Annotated in this window: 20 protein-coding genes; 9 read left to right on the top strand and 11 right to left on the bottom strand. The window is 50.0% G+C overall.

The features are described 5' to 3' along the window. The first annotated feature begins 146 nt into the window (after nucleotides 1–146). The 7 genes from AACZ19_RS11930 (at nucleotide 147) to AACZ19_RS11900 (ending at nucleotide 6,399) form a co-directional block, all read left to right on the top strand. Nucleotides 147–707: a F0F1 ATP synthase subunit delta gene (locus AACZ19_RS11930; RefSeq protein WP_339634201.1), complete on the top strand. Its 561-nt coding sequence runs from the start codon at nucleotides 147–149 to the stop codon at nucleotides 705–707. Further along, entirely contained in the window at nucleotides 707–2,236 is a 1,530-nt protein-coding gene (atpA, locus tag AACZ19_RS11925) for a F0F1 ATP synthase subunit alpha (protein WP_339634199.1), read from the top strand. The genes AACZ19_RS11930 and atpA overlap by 1 nt, the downstream gene beginning before the upstream one ends. A 31-nt stretch (nucleotides 2,237–2,267) precedes the next feature. Further along, a complete protein-coding gene (locus AACZ19_RS11920; protein ID WP_339634198.1) occupies nucleotides 2,268–3,146 on the top strand; it encodes a F0F1 ATP synthase subunit gamma in 879 nt (292 codons plus the stop codon). 50 nt (nucleotides 3,147–3,196) lie between these two features. Beyond that, on the top strand, nucleotides 3,197–4,618 hold the full coding sequence (atpD, locus tag AACZ19_RS11915; RefSeq protein WP_339634196.1) for a F0F1 ATP synthase subunit beta: 1,422 nt from the start codon (nucleotides 3,197–3,199) through the stop codon (nucleotides 4,616–4,618). Between the two features lie 26 nt (nucleotides 4,619–4,644). Next, nucleotides 4,645–5,046, top strand: a complete 402-nt coding sequence (locus AACZ19_RS11910) for a F0F1 ATP synthase subunit epsilon (RefSeq protein ID WP_339634194.1) — start codon at nucleotides 4,645–4,647, stop codon at nucleotides 5,044–5,046. Between the two features lie 138 nt (nucleotides 5,047–5,184). Next, complete coding sequence (locus AACZ19_RS11905) at nucleotides 5,185–5,469, top strand: hypothetical protein (protein WP_339634192.1); 285 nt, start codon at nucleotides 5,185–5,187, stop codon at nucleotides 5,467–5,469. 492 nt (nucleotides 5,470–5,961) lie between these two features. Continuing rightward, complete coding sequence (locus AACZ19_RS11900; protein ID WP_339634191.1) at nucleotides 5,962–6,399, top strand: hypothetical protein; 438 nt, start codon at nucleotides 5,962–5,964, stop codon at nucleotides 6,397–6,399. Nucleotides 6,400–6,818: 419 nt separating this feature from the next. Here AACZ19_RS11900 and AACZ19_RS11895 read toward each other — a convergent pair whose 3' ends face one another. Next, nucleotides 6,819–7,727 (bottom strand): IS1595 family transposase, encoded by a 909-nt coding sequence (locus tag AACZ19_RS11895; RefSeq protein ID WP_339634189.1) that lies wholly within the window; start codon nucleotides 7,725–7,727, stop codon nucleotides 6,819–6,821. 151 nt (nucleotides 7,728–7,878) lie between these two features. Between AACZ19_RS11895 and AACZ19_RS11890 the strand changes: the two genes are divergently transcribed. Both AACZ19_RS11890 and AACZ19_RS11885 read left to right on the top strand, forming a co-directional pair. Beyond that, nucleotides 7,879–9,219, top strand: a complete 1,341-nt coding sequence (locus AACZ19_RS11890; RefSeq protein ID WP_339634187.1) for an FAD-dependent monooxygenase — start codon at nucleotides 7,879–7,881, stop codon at nucleotides 9,217–9,219. Nucleotides 9,220–9,360: 141 nt separating this feature from the next. Beyond that, nucleotides 9,361–10,806 (top strand): HAMP domain-containing sensor histidine kinase, encoded by a 1,446-nt coding sequence (locus tag AACZ19_RS11885; protein ID WP_339634185.1) that lies wholly within the window; start codon nucleotides 9,361–9,363, stop codon nucleotides 10,804–10,806. A 35-nt stretch (nucleotides 10,807–10,841) separates the two neighbouring features. On the opposite strand, the gene AACZ19_RS11880 is transcribed toward AACZ19_RS11885, so the two are convergent. The 10 genes from AACZ19_RS11880 to AACZ19_RS11835 all read right to left on the bottom strand — a co-directional run bounded on the left by AACZ19_RS11880 (nucleotide 10,842) and on the right by AACZ19_RS11835 (nucleotide 21,768). Continuing rightward, nucleotides 10,842–12,302 (bottom strand): PilZ domain-containing protein, encoded by a 1,461-nt coding sequence (locus AACZ19_RS11880; protein ID WP_339634183.1) that lies wholly within the window; start codon nucleotides 12,300–12,302, stop codon nucleotides 10,842–10,844. Nucleotides 12,303–12,637: 335 nt separating this feature from the next. Then, nucleotides 12,638–13,117 carry an RNA pyrophosphohydrolase gene (locus AACZ19_RS11875; RefSeq protein ID WP_339634181.1) on the bottom strand — a complete coding sequence of 160 codons (480 nt, stop codon included), beginning with the start codon at nucleotides 13,115–13,117 and terminating at the stop codon, nucleotides 12,638–12,640. Next, a complete protein-coding gene (locus AACZ19_RS11870) occupies nucleotides 13,114–14,622 on the bottom strand; it encodes a divergent polysaccharide deacetylase family protein (protein WP_339634179.1) in 1,509 nt (502 codons plus the stop codon). Before AACZ19_RS11870 ends, AACZ19_RS11875 begins: the two co-directional genes overlap by 4 nt. 85 nt (nucleotides 14,623–14,707) lie before the next feature. Further along, nucleotides 14,708–16,000 (bottom strand): S41 family peptidase, encoded by a 1,293-nt coding sequence (locus AACZ19_RS11865; RefSeq protein WP_339634177.1) that lies wholly within the window; start codon nucleotides 15,998–16,000, stop codon nucleotides 14,708–14,710. After that, nucleotides 16,000–17,322, bottom strand: coding sequence for a peptidoglycan DD-metalloendopeptidase family protein (locus AACZ19_RS11860; protein ID WP_339634175.1), 1,323 nt, complete (start codon nucleotides 17,320–17,322; stop codon nucleotides 16,000–16,002). Before AACZ19_RS11860 ends, AACZ19_RS11865 begins: the two co-directional genes overlap by 1 nt. After that, on the bottom strand, nucleotides 17,309–18,889 hold the full coding sequence (gene gpmI / locus AACZ19_RS11855) for a 2,3-bisphosphoglycerate-independent phosphoglycerate mutase (protein ID WP_339634173.1): 1,581 nt from the start codon (nucleotides 18,887–18,889) through the stop codon (nucleotides 17,309–17,311). The genes AACZ19_RS11860 and gpmI overlap by 14 nt, the downstream gene beginning before the upstream one ends. A gap of 42 nt (nucleotides 18,890–18,931) precedes the next feature. Beyond that, a complete protein-coding gene (rlmH, locus tag AACZ19_RS11850; protein ID WP_339634170.1) occupies nucleotides 18,932–19,390 on the bottom strand; it encodes a 23S rRNA (pseudouridine(1915)-N(3))-methyltransferase RlmH in 459 nt (152 codons plus the stop codon). Between the two features lie 42 nt (nucleotides 19,391–19,432). Further along, nucleotides 19,433–19,792, bottom strand: coding sequence for a ribosome silencing factor (rsfS, locus tag AACZ19_RS11845; RefSeq protein WP_339634167.1), 360 nt, complete (start codon nucleotides 19,790–19,792; stop codon nucleotides 19,433–19,435). Nucleotides 19,793–19,868: 76 nt separating this feature from the next. Then, the gene (locus tag AACZ19_RS11840; RefSeq protein WP_339634165.1) at nucleotides 19,869–20,474 is read right to left on the bottom strand and encodes a nicotinate-nucleotide adenylyltransferase; all 606 of its coding nucleotides are present in this window, start codon (nucleotides 20,472–20,474) and stop codon (nucleotides 19,869–19,871) included. Between the two features lie 7 nt (nucleotides 20,475–20,481). Continuing rightward, nucleotides 20,482–21,768: a glutamate-5-semialdehyde dehydrogenase gene (locus AACZ19_RS11835; protein WP_339634163.1), complete on the bottom strand. Its 1,287-nt coding sequence runs from the start codon at nucleotides 21,766–21,768 to the stop codon at nucleotides 20,482–20,484.

Below are 21,768 nucleotides of genomic sequence, written 5' to 3'. Positions count from 1 at the left end.
TGTGCAGCATATTGCCACCCGGAATTCCCTGTGCTAATAACCCGTTGCCTCAATGATGGGGGCCTGAAAAGGTCACCATGCAGAGGGGGAATTCATTTTAGTCTGACGCGTTTCGCGTCATTATTTTCAGGCCTGGGGATCGTTTCTTGTCAGCTGAGAACATAACAGTTTCCGGTATCGCGGGTCGTTATGCGACGGCCTTGTTTGATTTGGCTGCATCTGCCAAACAACTGGACGACGTCGCCGCCGATCTGGCGACAATCAAATCAATGATGGATGAGAACGCAGATCTTGCTCGTCTGGTTAAAAGCCCGGTCATCAGCCGGGATGACCAAGCCCGGGCGATGGGCGCCGTTCTTGAAAAAATGGGCGTAAGTGATTTGGTTCGGCGGTTCATTGGAACAGTTGCTAAGAACCGTCGGCTCTTTGCGCTCTCCGATATGATTGCTGTCTATAGCCAATTGCTTGCTGCCGAACGCGGTGAGGTGGTGGCAAGTGTCAGCTCTGCGAAGAAACTCACTAAAAGTCAGCTTGACGCTGTGTCAGCGGCTCTCAAATCTGCCATTGGCAGTGATGTCAGTCTCGAATCAAATGTTGATGAGAGCCTGATCGGGGGCCTGGTAATTAAAGTTGGTTCACGAATGGTCGATAGCTCGATCCGAACCAAGCTTCAGAATCTTAAGTTTGCGATGAAAGGGGTTGGGTGATGGACATCCGCGCCGCAGAAATTTCCGAAATTCTTAAACAACAGATTGCGGGTTTTGATACGCAAGCTGAAGTCTCAGAAGTTGGCCAGGTGCTTTCCGTCGGTGACGGTGTGGCGCGTGTCTATGGTCTGGATAACATTCAGGCCGGTGAAATGGTCGAATTTCCAGGCGGTATTAAGGGGCTGGCCTTGAACCTGGAAACCGACAATGTCGGTGTCGTGATCTTCGGCTCTGACCGTGACATTCGTGAAGGCGATACGGTTAAGCGGACAGGTGCCATTGTCGAAACAGGTGTTGGCAAGGGCTTGCTGGGCCGCGTTGTCGATGGCCTCGGAAACCCCATCGATGGCAAGGGGCCGATTGATGCAACGGAAACCCGTCGCGTTGACGTGAAGGCACCGGGCATTATGCCACGTAAATCGGTGCATGAACCAATGATGACGGGCCTTAAGGCAATTGACAGCCTTGTGCCGGTTGGGCGTGGTCAGCGTGAGCTGATCATTGGTGACCGTCAGACCGGTAAGACGGCTGTTGCAGTTGACGCGATCCTCAATCAGAAGTCTGTCAATGCGACGGATGATGAAAGCAAGAAGCTTTACTGTGTTTATGTGGTTATTGGTCAGAAGCGCTCAACTGTTGCTCAAGTGGTGAAGACACTTGAAGAAAACGGCGCTCTGGAATATTCCATCGTGGTTGCGGCGACTGCTTCGGACCCGGCGCCGCTTCAGTATCTTGCCCCGTTTACTGGGTGCGCAATGGCGGAATATTTCCGCGACAACGGCATGCACTCCCTGATCATCTATGATGATCTGTCCAAGCAGGCTGTTGCTTATCGCCAGATGTCCTTGCTGCTGCGCCGTCCGCCAGGACGTGAAGCTTATCCGGGTGACGTTTTCTATCTCCATTCCCGCTTGTTGGAACGTTCGGCCAAGCTGAATGAAGAGAATGGCTCGGGTTCGATGACCGCATTGCCGGTTATTGAAACACAGGCCGGTGACGTGTCGGCCTACATCCCGACAAACGTTATCTCGATTACGGACGGACAGATTTTCCTGGAAACTGAGCTCTTCTATCAGGGTATTCGTCCGGCCATTAACGTGGGCCTGTCGGTGTCTCGTGTGGGCTCGTCCGCGCAGACGAAAGCAATGAAACAGGTGGCCGGCTCAATTAAGCTGGAACTTGCTCAGTATCGTGAAATGGCCGCCTTTGCGCAGTTCGGCTCCGATCTTGATGCGGCAACGCAACGGCTTCTGGCTCGCGGCGCCCGCCTGACGGAACTGTTGAAACAGCCACAGTACAGCCCGCTGACCATGGAAGAGCAGGTTGTTGTGATCTTTTCCGGTGTGCGGGGTTATCTTGATCGGATCGAAGTTGGTCAGATCGGCGACTTTGAAAAACAGCTTCTTTCGGAAATGCACGCTAAGCATCAGGATCTCCTCGATACAATCCTGAAGGAAGGCGCGCTGTCCAGCGAAAGCGAAGCGAAGCTGAACGACATTCTTGACGGCTTCTCGAAGACGTTTGCGTAAAAATTGAGCTTAGGAAAGGGATAGCCGTAACATGGCGAACCTTAAGGAACTCAAAAACCGGATCAGCAGCGTTAAATCGACGCAGAAGATCACCAAGGCCATGAAGATGGTGGCGGCAGCAAAACTCCGCCATGCGGAAGAAGCTGCGAATGCTGCACGGCCTTATGCCGAACGTATGGACAGTATGATGGCGTCCCTTGCAAGCGGGATGGTAGGGCGTGATGATGCGCCGAAACTGCTGGCAGGTACGGGCTCCGACCAACGGCATTTGATTATTGCGGCAACGGGTGAGCGCGGGCTTTGCGGTGGGTTTAACAACTCCATCGCCAAAGCGGTTTCGCTGAGGGTCGATAAACTTGTTGCGGCGGGCAAGGATGTTAAAATCCTTTGTGTTGGCAAGAAGGGGCGCGATGCCCTTAAAAGGAAACATGGTCACCTGATCATTGACCTGGTGGATCTTTCTGGTTCCAAGCGGATTGGGTTCAATGACGCTTTGCCAATCGCCCAGCGTGTTCTGGCTATGTTTGATGCAGGCGAATTCGACGTCTGTACCATTTTTTACGCCAAATTTGTATCTGTCATGACGCAAGAAGTCCAAGGGCAGCAGATCATCCCTGCTTCCGTGCCAGAGAGTGCGGAGCCGGATTCAGGTGATGTTGTTTACGAGTATGAGCCGGACGAAGAGGAAATTCTTGCAGAATTGCTTCCTCGCAATCTGTCGGTGCAGATTTTCCGGGCCCTTCTCGAAAATTCGGCCTCTGAACAAGGCGCACGTATGTCGGCCATGGAAAACGCGACCCGTAATGCAGGGGAAATGATTGATAAATTGACCCTGCAATATAACCGTGAACGTCAGGCAGCGATTACGAGCGAACTAATTGAAATTATCTCCGGTGCAGAAGCTCTCTAGCTTTTCCATCGATTGTTAAGAACTGAAGTGACCCTGTAGGGAGCATGAAAATGGCAAAGAATGTCGGCAAAATCACCCAAGTATTGGGCGCCGTCGTAGACGTACAATTTGAGGGAGAACTCCCCTATATCTTGAATGCACTGCATTGTGAGAATAATGGCCAGCGGCTTGTGCTGGAGGTGGCGCAGCATCTGGGTGAAAACACTGTCCGGACAATTGCCATGGATGCGACCGAAGGTTTGGTCCGCGGACAGGAAGTGACGGATACGGGGGATGCCATTCGCATGCCGGTCGGTCCGGAAACCCTTGGCCGCATCATGAATGTGGTAGGCGAAGCTGTTGATGAGCGCGGCCCGATCAAGACAGATAAAACCGCTCCGATCCATGCTCCAGCCCCTGACTTCGCTGATCAGTCGACCGAAGCGGAAATTCTTGTCACCGGCATTAAGGTAGTCGACCTGCTCGCTCCTTATGCAAAAGGCGGTAAGATTGGCCTGTTTGGCGGCGCCGGTGTGGGTAAGACGGTTTTGATCATGGAATTGATCAATAACGTTGCCATGGGCCATGGCGGCTATTCCGTGTTTGCCGGTGTTGGCGAGCGTACTCGTGAAGGTAACGACCTTTATTATGAAATGATTGAAGGCGGTATTATCGATCTGGAAGGTGACAAGTCGAAAGTGGCGCTTGTCTACGGCCAGATGAACGAACCACCCGGAGCACGCATGCGTGTTGCTCTCTCTGGATTGACACAGGCAGAATATTTCCGTGATGTCGAAGGCCAGGATGTGCTGTTCTTTATCGATAATATTTTCCGCTTTACTCAGGCCGGTTCGGAAGTGTCTGCGCTTCTTGGTCGTATTCCATCTGCCGTGGGCTACCAGCCGACGCTGGCAACGGATATGGGTGCGCTGCAGGAACGCATTACATCGACCAACAAGGGTTCGATTACCTCTGTTCAGGCCATTTATGTTCCGGCCGACGACTTGACCGACCCGGCTCCGGCTACGTCCTTTGCCCATTTGGATGCGACGACCGTTTTGTCTCGTCAGATTGCAGAGCTTGGTATTTATCCGGCTGTGGACCCGCTCGATTCGACGTCTCGTATGCTTGATCCGGCGATTGTTGGTGAACGGCATTATGAAATTGCACGTGAAGTTCAGGAAACGCTGCAAACCTACAAGTCGCTTCAGGATATTATTGCAATTCTGGGCATGGACGAGCTTTCTGAAGAAGATAAGCTTATCGTTGCCCGCGCGCGTAAGATCCAGCGCTTCCTCAGCCAGCCATTCCATGTGGCCGAAGTGTTCACCGGTTCTCCCGGTAAATTTGTGAAGCTTGAAGATACGCTCGACGCATTTGAGAAAATCGTTGCCGGCGAATATGACGAATTGCCGGAAGCAGCATTCTACATGTGCGGTGGTATCGAAGAAGTGCTTGAAAAGGCGAAGAAACTGGCTGCGGAAGCTGCTTAAGCATTGCTGCCTGAAGGAGTGTCGAGATGGCTGAAATGATCACTATGGATCTGGTATCGCCCGAAAAGCTACTGCTGTCGGATCGCTTCGAGATGATTGTCGTTCCAGGAGCAGAAGGTGACTTTGCCGTTCTCGCGGGTCATGCGCCGATTACATCAACATTACGACCCGGTGTAATTAGCATTTATGAAGATGACAAGGAGAAGGACCGCATTTTCGTCAATGGCGGCTTTGCAGAAGTCTCCAATGACAAGCTGACGGTTTTGGCGGAAGAGGCGGTCTATGTTGCAGATCTTGATCGTACTAACCTGGAGCAGCGCATTCAGAATGCACGTGAAGATGAGGAAGACGCAAAAGACGACGAAACCCGTCGACGGGCCGCAGAGAACAAGGACCATTTGCAACAACTGCTTGATGCAATGGTTTAGCTGATTTAAGACTATGACTACGATAAAGGGGCATCTGGCCCCTTTTTTATGGCGATTATATACTTTACACACCCAGTCATTGACTCACGGTAGAATCTGAGTCAGACTTTCTCCCGTAATCGCCAACGGGAGGGGAATATGGCTAATAACTTACACATCTCATACGACCTGCATTCGCCGGGTCAGAACTACGAAGAAATTTCCGACGCCATTAAATCGCTTGGTAGTAACTGGGTTAGAATCCACCAATCTTATTGGTATGTAGACTCTACAAAGGACTCAAACGAGGCCTGCGATATTGTATGGGCGGCGTGTGACGCCAATGATTCAGTCTATGTTGTTGATGCTACAAATAATATGGCGGCGTGGCATAACCTGCCGGATGACGTATCCAAGTTTATTCAGGACCGCTGGTATAAGTAGAACCAGATACGCCCGGTTCTCTTTTTATCTTTGCCCCATATGGCAATCCATTGATATGAACCAAAAGCCCGAGCGTTTTTGCAACATAATGTAAAATTAAATGCTTCATCTGATTTCTCCAATAAAAAACCCGCTCAATCGGCGGGTTTCTCCTTCTTGGGTTGCTGTTTTGATATTCGTCTTAGTTTGTCGTCAAAAGACCTCTCGTCTTCGTCAACTTCGTGTACGCGAGCGGCTTCCTTAAATTTATTTTTCTGACTTTTTTTATTTGCATCCATATGAAAACGTTACCTTATTTTCATGTCAATAGGTTTTTTAACGCTATAACGCAGAAAAGACTCACACTTACATGTTGCATCGAATATAATATCACTCTGGCCCCATGGTGGAATTGGTAGACACAGCGGTCTTTAAAACCGATGCCTTCGAGGGCTTGTGGGTTCGAATCCCACTGGGGCTAGAATATATCGCCATTTTCTACAGGAGAATCTTATGGCAAAGGACCAAACAATGAAAGCCCTGCTGGCTTCAATAAACGAAAAAAAGAAACAGGTTGACGATTTAACTCTTCAAATCAAAGCCTTGCAAGATGTGTACGATAACATTTCGGGAGAATCTTCAAAACCGAAACAACGAGCACCTCGATCTAATATTAAGTCCTTGGTATTCAAGCTATTGGATCAACGCGGTGCTAAAGGGCTTAATGGAAACATTGCCTGCGAACTGGCAACACAACAGGGTATAGATATTAATGTCAAATCTGTTTCCAGTTTACTTAGTAGACTTAAGAATGATGGAACACTTCATTACGATGGCAATGTTTACCGATTAAAAGAGTTTGCCCCGGTGGAAAACCATCGCCCGGACAATAAGGATCAAGACCCAGTGAGAGTACTTCACAGGTATAGAACTTCGGGTATTAATTCATAGTGAGTTAGTGCCGAGAAGAGCCGCCCCCACGCCTGTGAGTGAAGATCAACGGCGTGGAGAGCGGTACAACCGTCCAATAGAGGAGAACCCCTATGGACACTTTAGAAGACCGGTATATCTACCGGGCATCAATCCGTCTACGTAACGGTAGGCGTATCTTTGCTTGGCAATATGGTCTTAAGGCGTTTCGTATACGTCTTAAACATGATCAGAACGATCAGCCCAGATTGCCTGGCATTTGATTAAACTTTAAGGGGCGGAGCAATCCGCCCCTTATTCGGTTATGGTAGACACAGTGGATAACCACCGCCTTCGAGGGCCTTTTCTACCATCTCCTTTATATAGGATACTTCCTATTAATTTGCGGTAAAGAAAAGATTGAAGTAAGCAATTTTAGCAACGTGACTTCATTGTTTCTTTTAATTTGCGTAAGTCAACCGCTTGCCAACGATACCCCTTAAGGCAATATCTGACCGCTCGCTGTCCGTAATTTTCCGCTCATTGTACCTAAAGTCATACTCTGCAAGATAGCGGTGCAGGTGACGCTTTGCACAATGCTGATAGACACCCTTCATGCCGCGCTTGAAGATGCTGAAATAGCCTTCAATCGTGTTCGTATGGATTTCGCCGCGACCGTATTCACCGATGCCGTGACGTACAAAGTCATGCTTGGCAAAATCGTTACCCAGTTTCTTGTACTGACCGGCTTCATCCGTCAGAACGCGGGTTTCCTTGGCGATGTTCTCTTTCAGGATCGGGACCAGTGCGGTCGCCTTCAAGCTATCCACTACCATTGACCGTGCGCGGCCCGTATCCCTGTCAACCAACGCCAGCACCTTGTGCTTGTGAGCGTAACCGCGACCCTTCTTCTGGTACTTGGGCTTAATATCCTTGTCATGGCCGATAAAAGTTTCGTCAACCTCAACCGTGCCGCCCTCGCCACCGAATACGTCAAGACCACCGTCCCGCATTGCCTCACGCAAGCGGTGCGCCATGAACCATGCCGTCTTGTACGTCACTTCCAGAACGCGGTGCAACTGGTGGGCGCTGATACCCTTCTTGCTGGATACCATCAGGAAGGTTGCCTGTAGCCACTTGTAGAGCGGTACATGGCTGCTTTCAAACACCGTGCCGACCTTTACCGTGTACTGCTTGCGGCAGTCACCACACTTCCGAAGGCCCGGACGGGCACTCTTGCCGCCGATCTTGTAGGAGTTGCCTACGCTGCCACAATGCGGGCAAATCGGCTCGTCTCCCCACAAGATGCTCTCTAGGTGAGCTATTGCGGCTTCTTCGTTATGAAAGTATTCTTTTGATAGTACAGACATTGTTCCAACTCCTTGATCCTTATGTATGAATCAGGAGTGGGTTTGTCAAGTATATAATCGCCTTTTTTATTGCATGAACTGCTGACTTTGTGATTTAGGGCGCCTAATATTCCCGGAATATTCGTAATATGAAAATACCTTGAGGACTTCAGTGCCCGATCAAAAACAGTATCAAAGAGCCATTGTGACGGGAAGCGGGTTTGCCGGGCTTCTTGCGGCACGCGTATTGTCAGATTACTTTCAGCAGGTGGTGATTGTCGAAAAAGACCATGAACCGACAGCTCCCGTGCCACGAAAGGGCGTTCCCCAGGGCCGTCACATTCATGTCTTGCTGAACGCCGGTGAACAAATACTGGAAGGCTTGTTTCCTGGCATAAAATCGGAAATGCAGGAGGCTGGTTCCCAGACAGCCGTACTTGGTAATGATGTACGCTGGCGTGTCACCGGAAAGTGGATGCCTTCGTTTGAAGGAGGCATGACAACGTTTTTTCAGACACGACCAATGCTTGAGCTTGTTTTGCGCGACCGTGTTACAAAGGTGAAAAATATATCTTTTACATACGGGACGAAAAACAAAGAATATCGGCTTTCCGAAAATGGCGGCAAAGTTACGTCGGTGGTTCTAACAGATGTGAAGTCAGGGGAGGAAAGCGAGCAAAACGCCGATCTGTTCGTAGACACCTCCGGTGCTTCAACTGATATAATAAAACAACTGGCTACTTTTGGTTATCCGGTTCCGCGGGAGAGTATAGTAGAACCGGATTTTGCCTATTCAAGCTGCCTCATGGAGATACCAGAGGACTGGCAAGGGCGCTATAAGAGTGTGCTTATCTATCCCAAGGCGCCGGAAGAGACACGAGCCGGTGCGTTTGTTCCTGTAGAAGCCGGGAAATGGATGGTAACGGCGGCGGGATATTGTGGCGACTATCCGCCGACGACACCTGAAGACTTTCTCGGATTTTTAAAATCCCTACCGGAGCCTGAAGTTCATGAAGCTGCAAAAAACGCAAAGCTGGTTGGAGAGATACATTCGTTTAAGTTTAAAAAAGCGATACGACGACATTTTGAAGAGTTAAAGAAATTCCCGGAAGGATTGGTGGTTCTGGGAGATGCTGTCTGTCGAGCGAACCCCTTTTTTGGCCAAGGCATAACTGTCGCAGCCCTGGAAGCCCTTGCTCTGGAGAAAAACCTCAAGAAAATCAGTAGATCTGGGGATAGTATTCCGATGGCAATCGCCAGGCCTTTCTTCAAAGACATTGCAAAGATACTGGACGTGTCTTGGGAAATGGCCGTTGGTGAGGATTTTAAATACCGGACCACCAAAGGAAGGCGCCCTGTAACGTTTGCGCTCACAAGATGGTTCAAGGATAAAGTTATGGCGTCAAATGATCCCGAGGTTGCCAAACAGTTTTACCGTGTCATGCATTTCGCTGAGCCGCCTACTAAATTACTCACTCCCAAGATGCTTTATCGGACATTTATGAAGCATTAGACAGTACCCTATAAACTGCATTTAAGTTCAATAAAATATTGGCAAAATACCCCTGATTAAGACGTCATTAACCTTTACATTCTATTTTTATTACCTTGTGAAATACATAATTTGGCTAATTGGATAGCTTAGCAGGTGTAAATGTGGAATCTTGAACGTATTGCCAACCATTTCGGCGATGGTAAGTTCAAAATTGATATGTATTCTCTCCACTTCAAAGAAAAAGATGTGGAGAAGCTTCATAATGCACTTGAGCTGAAGAAGGCTCTGCCTGTAATCCGATTGTCGCTTACTGGCGCCGTCCTCATTTATGCAATTTTTGCTATCCTGGATATCTACGCCATTCCGGAAGTCGTTTATGAAGCGTGGGCTATCCGCTTTCTGATAATTTGCCCCTTCTTTATTCTTGCGGCCCTATCGACATTCTGGTTAAAGACTCAACCATTTGCACAACCTATCTCCGCTGTGTGTGTGCTAGCGAGTGGTTCCGGCGTAATTGCTATGATTGCACTTGCGGATCCGATTGGTGGATCTATCTACTTTGCTGGATTGGTCCCGGTTTTTATTTATACCTGCTGCGTTCCGCCGGTCCGCTTTCTCTATGCGACGGTAGTAACCATAATTCTGTTATTTCTATATTTCGTTGTTACCACTTTCCTCAATCCGTTGCCTTTTCTCGATTTGCTTGAGAACGGATTTTTTCTGGTTGTCGCTGCGGCTATGAGCATTTTTGCAAGTTACATTCAGGAACTTGCACGACGAAAAGACTTTATTAACATGATGAAGCTCGATGAGGAACGTGTGAAGAGCGATGAGCTTGCCGAAAAGGCGCAGGCGGCGAACCATTCCAAATCCGAATTCCTGGCCATTATGTCGCATGAGTTACGGACTCCGCTCAATGCCATCATCGGCTTTTCAGAAATATTGGAAAAGGAGATGTTTGGCCCGCTCGGTCAGGACCGTTACAAGGAATATTCTAAGGATATAAATGTCAGCGGGCAGCATTTGCTCAGTATTATTAATGACATTCTAGACCTTTCGAAAGCAGAGGCAGGCAAGCTGGTCTTGCAGGATGAGGAAGTGTCGATTGTCGATACAGTTAACTCAACATTGCGTATAATTCGCGATCATGCCGCGGAGCGGGGCGTTCGCCTAGCCTTTGACGTGCCATCGCATGACTATCAAATGATTGGCGATCCACGGTTGCTTGCACAGGTATTTCTAAACCTCTTTTCCAATGCAGTTAAATTTACCCATAAGGGTGGCTCGGTGGCGATTAGCTTTGAAGAGGTCGGAAATGGAGGTCTCCGGGTTCGGATCAAGGATACGGGTATCGGCATCGATCCCGCAGATATTGAGAAAGTATTTGCCCCGTTTGTTCAGATCGAAAGTTCAATGTCGCGTAATTATGAAGGGACTGGCCTTGGACTGCCGCTTACAAAAAATATTATGGAATTGCACGATGGCTCGATCACGCTGGATAGCCATCTAGGTGAAGGAACAGTCGCCATTGTAGAGTTTCCAAAAGAGCGGCTGGTTAGCCATGATTCTGACGATACGCAGAGTCACCGGCAGGCTCGCGGGTGACTTCCAGCCAATAGAGCCCGCAACCCTGAGGCAGATTACTCTGGCTTGTTGATGATCAGGAGGTGGCAGTGCCCGGTTGAGTCAATTGCGATGTTACGCGTTGCGTCTTCATCGATATCTCTTGCGAGCTCAAGCATTTCCTCTTCGTTGCGGTGAACCAGCGTCCAGTCACAGACATATTCCACCTGCCATTCAAGGCTCTCCTCAGAGCTACGCATACAACCGATAAGCAAAGTCCCGCCGGGAGACAGGTTGCTATATAGATCATTGACGAGTTTTGTCGCACGCTTCTTTCCAAGGTAATCGGCAAGACCAACTGCATAAATCAAGTCCTGCTTTTCCAGCTTTCTGAATAGCTTGCCTGTCGCCAGGAATTCGAGAAAAGTAGCATGGAGGCATTTGACGGACGCCTTGCCGTCAAGCCGTGCGACTTGAGGATAAGTACTGTTGTAGGCATAGGAAAGGGCATCGTGATCCTGATCTATCAATGTGAACTCCATCGATAGCGGCAGTTTTGATGTTTTCAGATAATTCGCGACTTCCTGCGCCGGCCCGCAACCGAGGCTAGCGACTTTGAAGCGAGTTTGCCCTTTACTGGCGGCTTTTGCGCTCAGGTTAGCAATGGTCTGTTTTGTCATCGTCATGCGGGTCGCAATAAACTCCCCCGTTGACGTACCAAGACGGTGGCAGAATTTTGCGTATGCGGTGTCGCCTTCCAGATTGAGGTTATAGGCGAAATTCATAACCTGATAGTCACCGGGATATCCAAGCGGTTTCAAATATGCACGGTTCCAGCTAGCGCCGGGCAGTAGCTCTGGGGTCAGAACCAGCTCTGTATATCTCTTGGTGGCCGCAATTGCCGTCTCATTGTTCCCAAGGGACTGCGAGATTTCCAAGCATCGTTTGGAAATCTCTTTCCATCGTGCCAAGGCCTTCGTCTCACACGCCAGGATAATATCTTTTATCCGCTCATCTCGTCTGGAATCGTCTCGATTTAGATCGTTTTCAACTTTGTCCAGCACGGTGTGAATGGATCGGAGCATGTAAACAGCATCGCTGATCGCTTCCTTATAGGCGGCCGGGACCAGATGAGACTGATCCGCCAATCCTACCGTGACCGCCTGTTGAAGTGCGAGGTCATCATGCTGATCAAGAATTTTTTGGATATCAAGAAAGCCTTTTGTCAACTCAATTGCGACTTTATGCTGGCTTTCGTGGGGCTCAATCCGGCGAATCTTGCCATTTCCAGCAAATATTTCCGTCGAGCCAAGCTTGAGCTTGAGCGGGACATCCTTGTTCATGTCCTCAAGCCATGAAAAATTCTGCGGGCTGACAAAACTAATGCCGCTCATGCTGATGTCAAAAAGATCAAAGGATTTGTCGTCAACATTTATGACGGGCGAAATGCTACTCATTAATGTTTTGGCATCGAAGCGCTCAGCGCGATAAAAGACGCGTCTGCCCTCTCCTCCGGTAAGCTCTTCATAATGTTTCATTCTACGCTCACTAAACGACTACTAAGACATCCTAGAAAGGCTATTGGCTATGCACCATGTTTGCAAGCCGTTAATTTTTTGGTCTCTTTAGTATCGACAAGAACAAATAAGACAAGCTTCTCATACACCAAAAATTAACCAAATTTGTTAACTATAAAAATAACCCACAGTTAACAATTAGTTAAGATTATAATCGGAAGGTAAATGGAAATACAACCTATTAGCCTCATTTTAATTAAAGAGACGCGAACTACTATATATTGGGAAATATATAAAATTATCCGGCAATCTATACTACTGATTGCGGCGTAGGTAAAATTTGCAACTCCTGAAATTTAGAGGCTCGATGCAAATCTTTGTATGATTGTCTCATAAAGATCACGTTTGAACGGGACGATCAGCTGTGGAATTTCTGATACTGTCGCCCATTTCCATTCCGAAAATTCAGGATGCCGGGTTACGATATTTATATCCTGATCTTCCCCCAGATACCGGAATAGAAACCACTTCTGCTTCTGCCCACGATATTTCCCTTTCCATACTTTACCGATCAGATCGTCCGGAAGGTCATATGTCAGCCATTCATCCAGACTGTGGATAAGCTCAACATCGCGGGTGCCGATTTCCTCCTCAAGTTCGCGAAGCGCCGCCTCAAGGGGCGCCTCCCCATCGTCTATGCCGCCCTGCGGCATTTGCCAATATTCGCTGACCATATCGAGCCGCCGTCCGACGAAGACCTGTCCCTTCCTATTCAGGATCATCATTCCGGCGCAGGGACGGTAGGGAAGGCTTTCAGGTGAGATTTTCTCAGTCATTCGATTTCCTGCTTTTTGATAAGGGCTGATACGGGCACCAGAGCGAAACCCTTTTTGTCCAAGGTGCTGGCCCAGTCAATTATATGTTGAAATGTTTCCGTATGAGGATAGGCAATGCCGACGGAGAAGCCAGCCTGCCGGGCAATATTTTCAAGGTCCTCCAGCCGTGCATCGATAATATCACCGTCAGCTTTATGATCCAGAAACCGGTTGTTGATGGCGACCGGAATTTCCAGCCCGATTGCAATGTCGGCAGCCACGCTATCACTTGCCGTTCGGCTATCGAGATAGAGAAGCCCTTTTTCTTTGATGACCTTGAGGACAGGTGTAATAGCTGCTGGCTCTGTTGTAAATTTTGAGCCCATCTGGTTCGTCAGTCCAACATAGCCTGTGATACGGTCAAGTACCCATTCAAGGCGCTCAAGATTCTCGGATTCTTCAAGATCTGTTCTTAGAGCTTTCGCGCCTGGGTCGATCCGTGGATAGCCTTTTGGCTCCATGGGGAGTTGTAGTAAAATCTCGTGGCCCTTTTTCCGCGCTTGGTCGACGAAATTCTGGAGATTGCTGCCATATGGATTGATAGCAAAAGTGACAGCTGCGGGTAGAACTTCAATGGCCTCGCGGGTATGTGCCGCGCTAATGCCGGCATCACTGAGAATGATGGCTATACGGGGACGCTTGTCGCTTATATCAAATTTAACGGCAAACTCTTGCAGCGGCGTCTTCGGTTCTTCAGCAGTCGTTTCATCGGCTAAGGCAGTATTCTGTAATTCAGGTTTAACAACTTGTGGTAATTGCTCGCTTGGTGTTTTGCCCGGACGCATTTCTGCAGGGGCGGCCTCCGTTTCAACTGAAGCGCTCATATTTGATTCATCAGCCAACGTCGATTGCTCTTTCACCGACGCCATTTCTTCTGGCGTATTGCTGGGACGTTCCGGCAGTGCCGTATCTTCAGGAATTGGAGTGAAGGGCGTGGTGTCGTCCTTCTGTATCGATTTATCAGCGGGCGGGCCAACATTTGGGGGGCTCAGTGGAGTTTTCGGTTCTTCCTGACCCAAGTGCTCCGATAAGGCTGAAGGTGAACTGTCTGGTGGATCATCCAGAGCCGGGGTATCCATCGTGATACCTGGCACTGGTTCCTCTGCAATTTCTTCAAGCTCCGGCGGAGCTGTGTCGGGCACGGCTTCAGGTTGTGGCTCAACTTCTGGCAAGGGGGCTTCTTCCGGCGTCCCCTGGGGTTCCGTTGTTTCACTAAGCTCTGCTTGTGGCTTTGGTAGTTCCGGTTCTTGAACAACGTCAGCCGGTGCCGCCGGAATCTCTATTGTCGCGTTGATTTCAGTGCTGGCGGTGGCAATTGGCGCTTTTGGAAGGTCAGGCTTGCTAAAATAGCTCCAGCTGGTGACGCCAATTATGGCAAGTATTACTGCAAGGGACACAATAAACAAAACCGACACCCTGTTTTTGGGAGCCGGTTTTGTTTTTTGGTCGTTAATCAAATTTCCCACAGTAATCCGCCGATAAAGTCGATCCTTCCGACGAGGCGGTTAATTACGCACTCTATTGAAATCCGCCGAAAGAGCTAGGTTTTCGTTACTTAACTTCTTTTTTCGCAAACAGCCAGACACCTTTCAACAGATCTTTCGCACGCAGCAGCTGATAGTCGAGGATGTCAGCCGCCTCAATCCCTTCCTCACTTATTCTATCCGAGGTATCTGACTCATCACTATTCTCAAGATGGTTTCGAAGGTCTGCCTCCGAGCGTCCGCTGGCCGTTTCCAGTACTTCGAGCTTGGCTTGTTCCACCTCGATATCCGGGACGATGCCTTTTGCCTGAATTGAGGTCCCGGATGGTGTGTAGTAGCGCGCAGTAGTCATACGCATCGCACCATTCCCCTGTAACGGTACAATCGTTTGGACAGAGCCTTTACCAAAGCTTTTGGTCCCCAGAACAACGGCGCGACCATGGTCCTGAAGGGCGCCTGCGACAATTTCCGACGCGCTGGCGGAACCGCCATTGATCAGAACGACGATGGGTTTGCCATCGACAATATCATCCGGTTTCGCGTTGTAGCGCTGAGCATCATCGAAATTGCGTCCGCGGGTTGAGACGATCTCCCCCTTGTCCAGAAAATCGTCAGAGATTGCAATTGCCTGATCAAGGAGCCCGCCGGGATTATTTCGTAGATCCAGGATGAGGCCTTTGTAATCGCCGTCTACCTCGGTTTTCAATTGTTCGATGGCCTTGCGCAGGCCGCTGTCTGACTGTTCCGTAAAGCTGGAAATACGGACATAGAGTATATCGCCATCCTCAATCCGACCCTTCACGGATTGAACAGTAATGATGGCGCGAGTCAGTGTAATTTCGACGGGTTCTTTCTGGTCGGCGCGACGGATCGTCAGGTTGAGGTCTGTATCGACCAGCCCCCTCATTTTCTCCACTGCCTCGGCAAGAGTCAGCCCAAGAACCGGTTCTCCGTCAAGGTGGGTGATATAGTCGCCTGCGAGGACCCCGGCTTTATCCGCCGGTGTATCGTCAATTGGGGCAACGACTTTCACCAAGCCATTTTCCATGGTTACTTCAATGCCCAATCCGCCAAACTTGCCGCGCGTTTGCACTTTCATGCCATCATAATTTTTCGGATTGAGGTAACTTGAATGCGGATCGAGTGAACTCAACATGCCGTTTATGGCCGCTTCGATCAGCTTTTCATCGTCAACTTCCTCGACATAATCCTCACGGATTTTGGCAAATACATCACCAAAGAGGTTTAGTTGCCGATAAGTTTCGGAGCTGGCTTCCACACGCTTATCCGGAGTGGCAATAATGGCGATCGATAATATGAGCACCAACGCCGCCAACACTCCTGTTACAACATGTCTCATTATCCGCTAACCTTTCTATTCTCCGCCATTAACCAGGGGGCGGGGTCAATGGGGGCACCGTTGTTTCTAAGCTCCATATAGAGCTTTGGTTTTTCTTTGCTACTACTTTTCATTCGGCCAACCGGTTCCCCGGCGAGTAACAATTGGCCGACCGTTCCGTCGATGGTCCCCATACCCGCCAATAATGTATGGTATCCATCACCATGATCAATGATCAACAACAGGCCATAATGGCGAAAAGGGCCGGCAAAGGCGATCTGGCCATCAAAAGGCGATATAATGGCCGCTTCCGGACGCGTCTCGATTACTATTCCTTTTTTATGGCTTACGTCATCACCTTCATCATATCGTGTGACGATTCTGCCGCCAACTGGTAATGGAAGCAAGCCTTTCGCATCTGTGAACTGACGACCCGGACCAAGATTTGTCAATTTACGCGAAACTTCTGCTGTCTTTTCCGCCGCGGGCAGTTGAGTTGCGTCATTGGTGGGTTCGATGGCGGCTAAAGCTTTTCTTTCTTTTTCCTTTGCCGCAATCTCTCTCTCAAGCCGTTCTTTCTCGGCGGCGAGCTGTCGTGCCTTATCCTTTTCCAGCTGCGATAGCAATGCGGTCGTATCGTGAACTTCGGCAGCGAGCTTTTCGAGTCGTTGCTGCTCGTCCTGCCTCTCGCGCTCTACTTTGTTTTGTGCAGTGCGTTTCTTCGCCAAAAGCTGGTCCAACGCCTCCTGTTCCGCGATGCGTTCGTCCCGCAAGGCACTGAATTCTTCTTTCTCCGCAGCATATTCTGCGCGGAGACTCGCCAGGGTATTTAACTGCATTGAAAGTTGATCGGCATCAGTTTTAAGTTTCGGCAAAATCGATTGCAGCAAGGTCGAGGCGCGCAAACTATCGACCAGCCCGGTCGGGTTTCCCATCAAAGTTCCCTCCGGTTGGCGGCTGAGATTTACCAAAGCGGACAGTGTTACGGCAAGATCAGCATTTCGTTTTTTCAGATCCTGAAGCGTATCGTCCTCCACTTGCCGTATCTGATCCAGTCGCTCCTCCACATCGACGAGTTTCTTATCGAGTAGTGTCAGGTTTCGGGCCGCTGAAACAGACTGCCGTTTCAGGGACTTGATCTCGTCGCCAAGGTTTTCAATCTGCGCGGTGAAGTCGTCCTGCCGACTTTCTGCGGCGCTCAGCGCCGCTTGCAAGGCCTTGAGATCATCATTCGGTGAGGCAACGGAAGTCGCCGGAGACAGCAACAGAACAACCCCAAGCAGGCCAATGGCTATGGGGTATAGGTAAACGCAATGACGCGAACTGAACTTAAGACGCAACACGGTTGGTTCCCAGCCCCTCCCTCTCCTTAACCAGGCTTTTGCCCGTCATTTCTGTTGGAACTTCAAGCTTCATCAGTTTCAATATTGTAGGGGCGAGATCGGCAAGCGTGCCATCACTGACAATGGCATCATCCGCGCCCACTGCCAACACAAAGGGAACAAGGTTTGTCGTATGGGATGTATAGGGTGCTTTGGTATCAGGATCGCGCATCACCTCGATATTGCCGTGGTCTGCTGTAATCATCATTGCTCCGCCGACGCTCTCCATCGCTTCAGAGAGATCGCCAATACATTCGTCGATCACTTCGACAGCCTTGATAGCCGCCTCCATCACACCAGTATGGCCGACCATGTCTGGATTGGCGAAATTAACGACAATCAAATCAAATTCTTCGGATTTGATTGCCTCTACCAATTCGTCCCGAACCTCATAAGCGGACATTTCCGGCTTGAGGTCATACGTTGCCACTTTCGGACTGGGGACCAGGATGCGTTCCTCTCCCGGATAAACCCGCTCTTCGCCTCCGTTCAGGAAAAAAGTGACATGAGCATATTTCTCTGTTTCCGCGATACGAAGCTGCGTTTTACCGGAACTGGCGACAACTTCACCGAGTGTCTTTTTGACATCAACCGGCGGAAACAGGGCCGGAACTAATTCGGTGAGGGTCGCCGAATATTCAACCATTCCTTTTATGGCGGCGAGCTGTGGCCGATTTTTGCGGGTGAAGCCGGTAAAGCCTTTGTCGGTAATCGCTGTCAGGATTTCCCGAGCCCGGTCAGCGCGAAAATTGGCCATGATAAAGGCATCGCCATCCTTGATGCCGTCATATCCTTCGGCTACGCGCGGGCTAACAAACTCATCCGTCTCGCCTGCCGCATAAGCGGATTCAAGGGCATCGACTGCGTCTGTAAAACTCGAACCAGTTCCGTCAAACATGGCGCTATATGCCTGTTCTACGCGGTCCCAGTTTGTATCCCGATCCATCGCGAAGTAGCGGCCTACGAGCGTCGCGATATGGCAATTATCCAGTTCACAGATATTGCTCTCAAATTCAGCTACATAGCCGGCACCACCTTTCGGCGGCGTATCACGGCCATCCATAAACCCGTGGATATGAACAGGAATGCCGGCTTCATCCATGATTTGCGCAAGCGCGACCATGTGGTCCTGATGAGAGTGAACACCGCCCGAGGATAGCAGACCCGCAATATGACAGCTTCCTTTGGAGGCTTTCAGCTTGGTGATAACATCAAGAAGTTCCGGGTTTTTTGACAGGATTCCCGCTTCAATTTCATGATTGATACGAGGAAGGTCCTGAAGGATGACGCGGCCACCACCGATTGTCATATGACCAACCTCGGAATTTCCCATTTGCCCCTCAGGCAGGCCGACATCCGCACCGGATGTGCCAAGCAGGCTGTGTGGCCGAGTGGCAATCATGCGATCCCAATTCGGCGTTTTGCCAGCGGCGATGGCATTATCAACGGTGGTTTTGCTATATCCCCAGCCGTCAAGAATGCAGAGCATTACTGGTCGGGGGGGTGATTGATCGGGATGGTTTTTCATAGCCGTCTTTATAGACCTCTTAAACTTAAGATTCTATTATTATCATACGCGATGATAAGGGTGATTCGCTAAAATTGACGATGCGCGGTATAACTGTTCCGCCAATAACCCCCGGACCATCATATGTGGCCACGTCATGGGCCCCAAAGACAGGAGCCGGTCGGCCTTGTCGAGGGTGGTCTGGCTATGTCCGTCAGCGCCGCCAATCAGAAATGCCAGGTTCTGTAGTCCATCGTCCGCATATTGACCGAGCATCTTGGCAAAATCGGGGCTTGTCATGCTCTTGCCCGACTCATCAAGGGCAATCAGGATGGCGCCATCCGGTATAGCGCCCATCAGAAGCTTGGCCTCGCGGGTTTTGCGCTTTTCTCCTTTGAGGGGCTTTTTCTCTTCGACTTCTTTCAGTTCAATCGGCCAAGGAAGGCGGTTTGCATAATCCGCATACATTTCCTGCAGCGGTCCGCCCCGAAACTTGCCGACGCTGGCGACAACAAGGCGCATCCACTACTCCTCATCCGTAGAAGCAAAGCCCCTTCCGGGGTTTTAGCTGATCATCTCCATCGGAATATCCGGTGCCCAGATTTTTTCCAGGTTATAGAAATTCCGAACCTCCGGGCGGAAGAGATGAATAATGATATCGCCGGCGTCGACCAGTATCCAGTCACCGCCGGTTTGGCCCTCTGTCCGCACAGTGCCGAAGCCTTCCTCCTTGATGCGCGTTTTTAAATGATCCGCCATCGCCGCCACCTGACGGGTGGAGCGACCATTGGCAATAATCATGTAATCAGCGAAGGAGGTTTTTCCGGCAAGGTCGATAGAGACGAGATCTTCCGCTTTGTCGTCGTTCAATGTTTTTTCAACGAGATCGCGGAGTTTAGCAACTACAGCTTTGTTAGCTTTCATAATAGGGATCAATTATTCTCCAGTTTACAGTGATCATATTCACAACCTTACTCTTATAATTTGGGAATTTTTTGGCTCAAGAGCAAGTATTTCCTGCATTGTCACGATATTTTCTTATTTGGGTGCTGCTCAACTCAATCGTTGTCTCTGGTAAAAACGCCCAAGCAGGCGGTGGCATATCGGCCAGTTGGCGGAGGTCAGCCCCCTTGATTCCGCCGATAATGCGTTGACGACGGTATTTTATGGCCACCTTGCCGTTCAATGCTTTGTAGGTATAGCCCGGGCGATTGAATACTGCGATTGGAACGAGTGACATAATGCTCTCCCACTGCCGCCATTTGGGTAGCTGGACCATGTTATCCGCACCCATGAGCCAGACGAATTTGTGGTGCGGGTGTACCCTTTTTAGCGCGGCAAGCGTTCGGACTGTCCTTTGCTCCCCTATACGGGCTTCAAAATCGGAAACCAGTATTTTGGGGTGCCGTGCAATTGCTTTTGCGGCCTCAAACCGCTCGGCAAAGCCCGCCATGCCTTTTTCAGGTTTCATTGGGTTTTGCGGGGATACAAGCCACCAGACCTGATCCAGGTCCAACAGACGGAGCGCCGCCAGGCTTATTTGGCGATGCCCGTCATGAGCAGGATTGAAAGAGCCGCCCAGCAGTCCGATTTTCAGGGCTCTCATAATATACTCAAGGCCGCGTCTGGCCAGTTCCTTTAACAATATATTTAAAGCTTGTCAGCTGTTCGACGCCGACCGGGCCGCGGGCGTGCATCTTGCCGGTGGAGATACCGATTTCTGCGCCCATGCCAAACTCCCCACCATCTGCAAACTGGGTGGAGGCGTTCTGCAGCACAATGGCGCTGTCTACTTCCCGCATAAAAACATTTGCGGCAGCATCATCTTCAGTGATGATGCAATCGGTATGATGCGAGCCATATGTATCGATGTGCTCGATCGCCGCCGCCAGATCATCGACAACCCGAACCGAGAGGATGGGCTCAAGATATTCGGTGTGCCAGTCACTTTCGGTTGCTGGCTTGACGCGGGAATCAAGAGCCTGAACAACGTCATCTCCGCGCACCTCGCATCCTGCCGTCAACAGATCATCCAAAATACCAGGAAGCATTTGTTTCGCAACGTCGCGGTTTACCAGAAGAGTCTCGAGTGCACCGCAAACGCTTACCCGCCTCATCTTCGAATTTAAGACAATTTCACGTGCTTTGGCCGAATCAGCCTGTTCGTCGATATATATATGCACCAGCCCGTCAAGATGCGAGAAAACCGGAATGCGGCTTTCCTTTTGCACGCGTTCAATCAGACTGCGTCCTCCACGGGGAACGATCACGTCAACAAATTCGCTCATGCTGAGCAGCTCGCCGACAGCGGCGCGATCGGTTGTCGGGATCATCTGGATTGCTTCAACAGGGAGCCCGGCTGCCTTTAGCCCGTCTTGCAGGCAAGTCCATATCGCCCGGCTGGAATGAAAACTCTCCGATCCGCCGCGCAAGATGCAGGCATTGCCCGCCTTCAGACAAAGGCTTCCGGCATCTGCGGTGACGTTGGGGCGAGATTCATATATGATTCCAATAACACCGAGCGGGACGCGAACACGTGATATTTCAAGGCCGTTTGGGCGGTCCCATTCCGCGATTACGTCACCTACCGGATCCTTCAATTTCGCGATTTCATCGAGCCCTGTTGCCATCGACTCAATACGGGAGTCATTCAACTCCAGCCGATCAAGCAGCGCTGGCGAAATATTTTTCTCTCGGGCCGCCATCATATCTTTTGCATTGGCCTCAAGGATATCGAGATTGCGGATGCGCAAGGCATTTGCTGCCTCTCTCAAAGCCTTGTTCTTGGCATCCGTCGGAACAAGAGACATTGTTTTCGCGGCTTTGCGTGCGCTACGGCCCAGTTCTTCCATCATCTGGGCGATGGGGCTTCTTTCAGTGATATGAGGCTGTGCGGTCAT

It is taken from the genome of uncultured Sneathiella sp., from assembly GCF_963973085.1.
Taxonomy (GTDB): domain Bacteria; phylum Pseudomonadota; class Alphaproteobacteria; order Sneathiellales; family Sneathiellaceae; genus Sneathiella.
This window is presented reverse-complemented; position numbering and strand designations above follow the sequence as displayed.

Bases quoted from the DNA above. Each gene is read 5' to 3' on its own strand.
- AACZ19_RS11880 (WP_339634183.1), bottom strand. From the start codon at position 12,302: ATGAAACATTATGAAGAGCTTACCGGAGGAGAGGGCAGACGCGTCTTT.
- AACZ19_RS11905 (WP_339634192.1), top strand. From the start codon at position 5,185: ATGGCTAATAACTTACACATCTCATACGACCTGCATTCGCCGGGTCAG.
- AACZ19_RS11865 (WP_339634177.1), bottom strand. From the start codon at position 16,000: ATGAGACATGTTGTAACAGGAGTGTTGGCGGCGTTGGTGCTCATATTA.
- AACZ19_RS11900 (WP_339634191.1), top strand. From the start codon at position 5,962: ATGGCAAAGGACCAAACAATGAAAGCCCTGCTGGCTTCAATAAACGAA.
- atpA (WP_339634199.1), top strand. From the start codon at position 707: ATGGACATCCGCGCCGCAGAAATTTCCGAAATTCTTAAACAACAGATT.
- AACZ19_RS11835 (WP_339634163.1), bottom strand. From the start codon at position 21,768: ATGACCGCACAGCCTCATATCACTGAAAGAAGCCCCATCGCCCAGATG.
- AACZ19_RS11840 (WP_339634165.1), bottom strand. From the start codon at position 20,474: ATGAGAGCCCTGAAAATCGGACTGCTGGGCGGCTCTTTCAATCCTGCT.
- AACZ19_RS11875 (WP_339634181.1), bottom strand. From the start codon at position 13,117: ATGACTGAGAAAATCTCACCTGAAAGCCTTCCCTACCGTCCCTGCGCC.
- AACZ19_RS11910 (WP_339634194.1), top strand. From the start codon at position 4,645: ATGGCTGAAATGATCACTATGGATCTGGTATCGCCCGAAAAGCTACTG.
- AACZ19_RS11885 (WP_339634185.1), top strand. From the start codon at position 9,361: ATGTGGAATCTTGAACGTATTGCCAACCATTTCGGCGATGGTAAGTTC.
- AACZ19_RS11920 (WP_339634198.1), top strand. From the start codon at position 2,268: ATGGCGAACCTTAAGGAACTCAAAAACCGGATCAGCAGCGTTAAATCG.
- rsfS (WP_339634167.1), bottom strand. From the start codon at position 19,792: ATGAAAGCTAACAAAGCTGTAGTTGCTAAACTCCGCGATCTCGTTGAA.
- AACZ19_RS11895 (WP_339634189.1), bottom strand. From the start codon at position 7,727: ATGTCTGTACTATCAAAAGAATACTTTCATAACGAAGAAGCCGCAATA.
- atpD (WP_339634196.1), top strand. From the start codon at position 3,197: ATGGCAAAGAATGTCGGCAAAATCACCCAAGTATTGGGCGCCGTCGTA.
- gpmI (WP_339634173.1), bottom strand. From the start codon at position 18,889: ATGAAAAACCATCCCGATCAATCACCCCCCCGACCAGTAATGCTCTGC.
- rlmH (WP_339634170.1), bottom strand. From the start codon at position 19,390: ATGCGCCTTGTTGTCGCCAGCGTCGGCAAGTTTCGGGGCGGACCGCTG.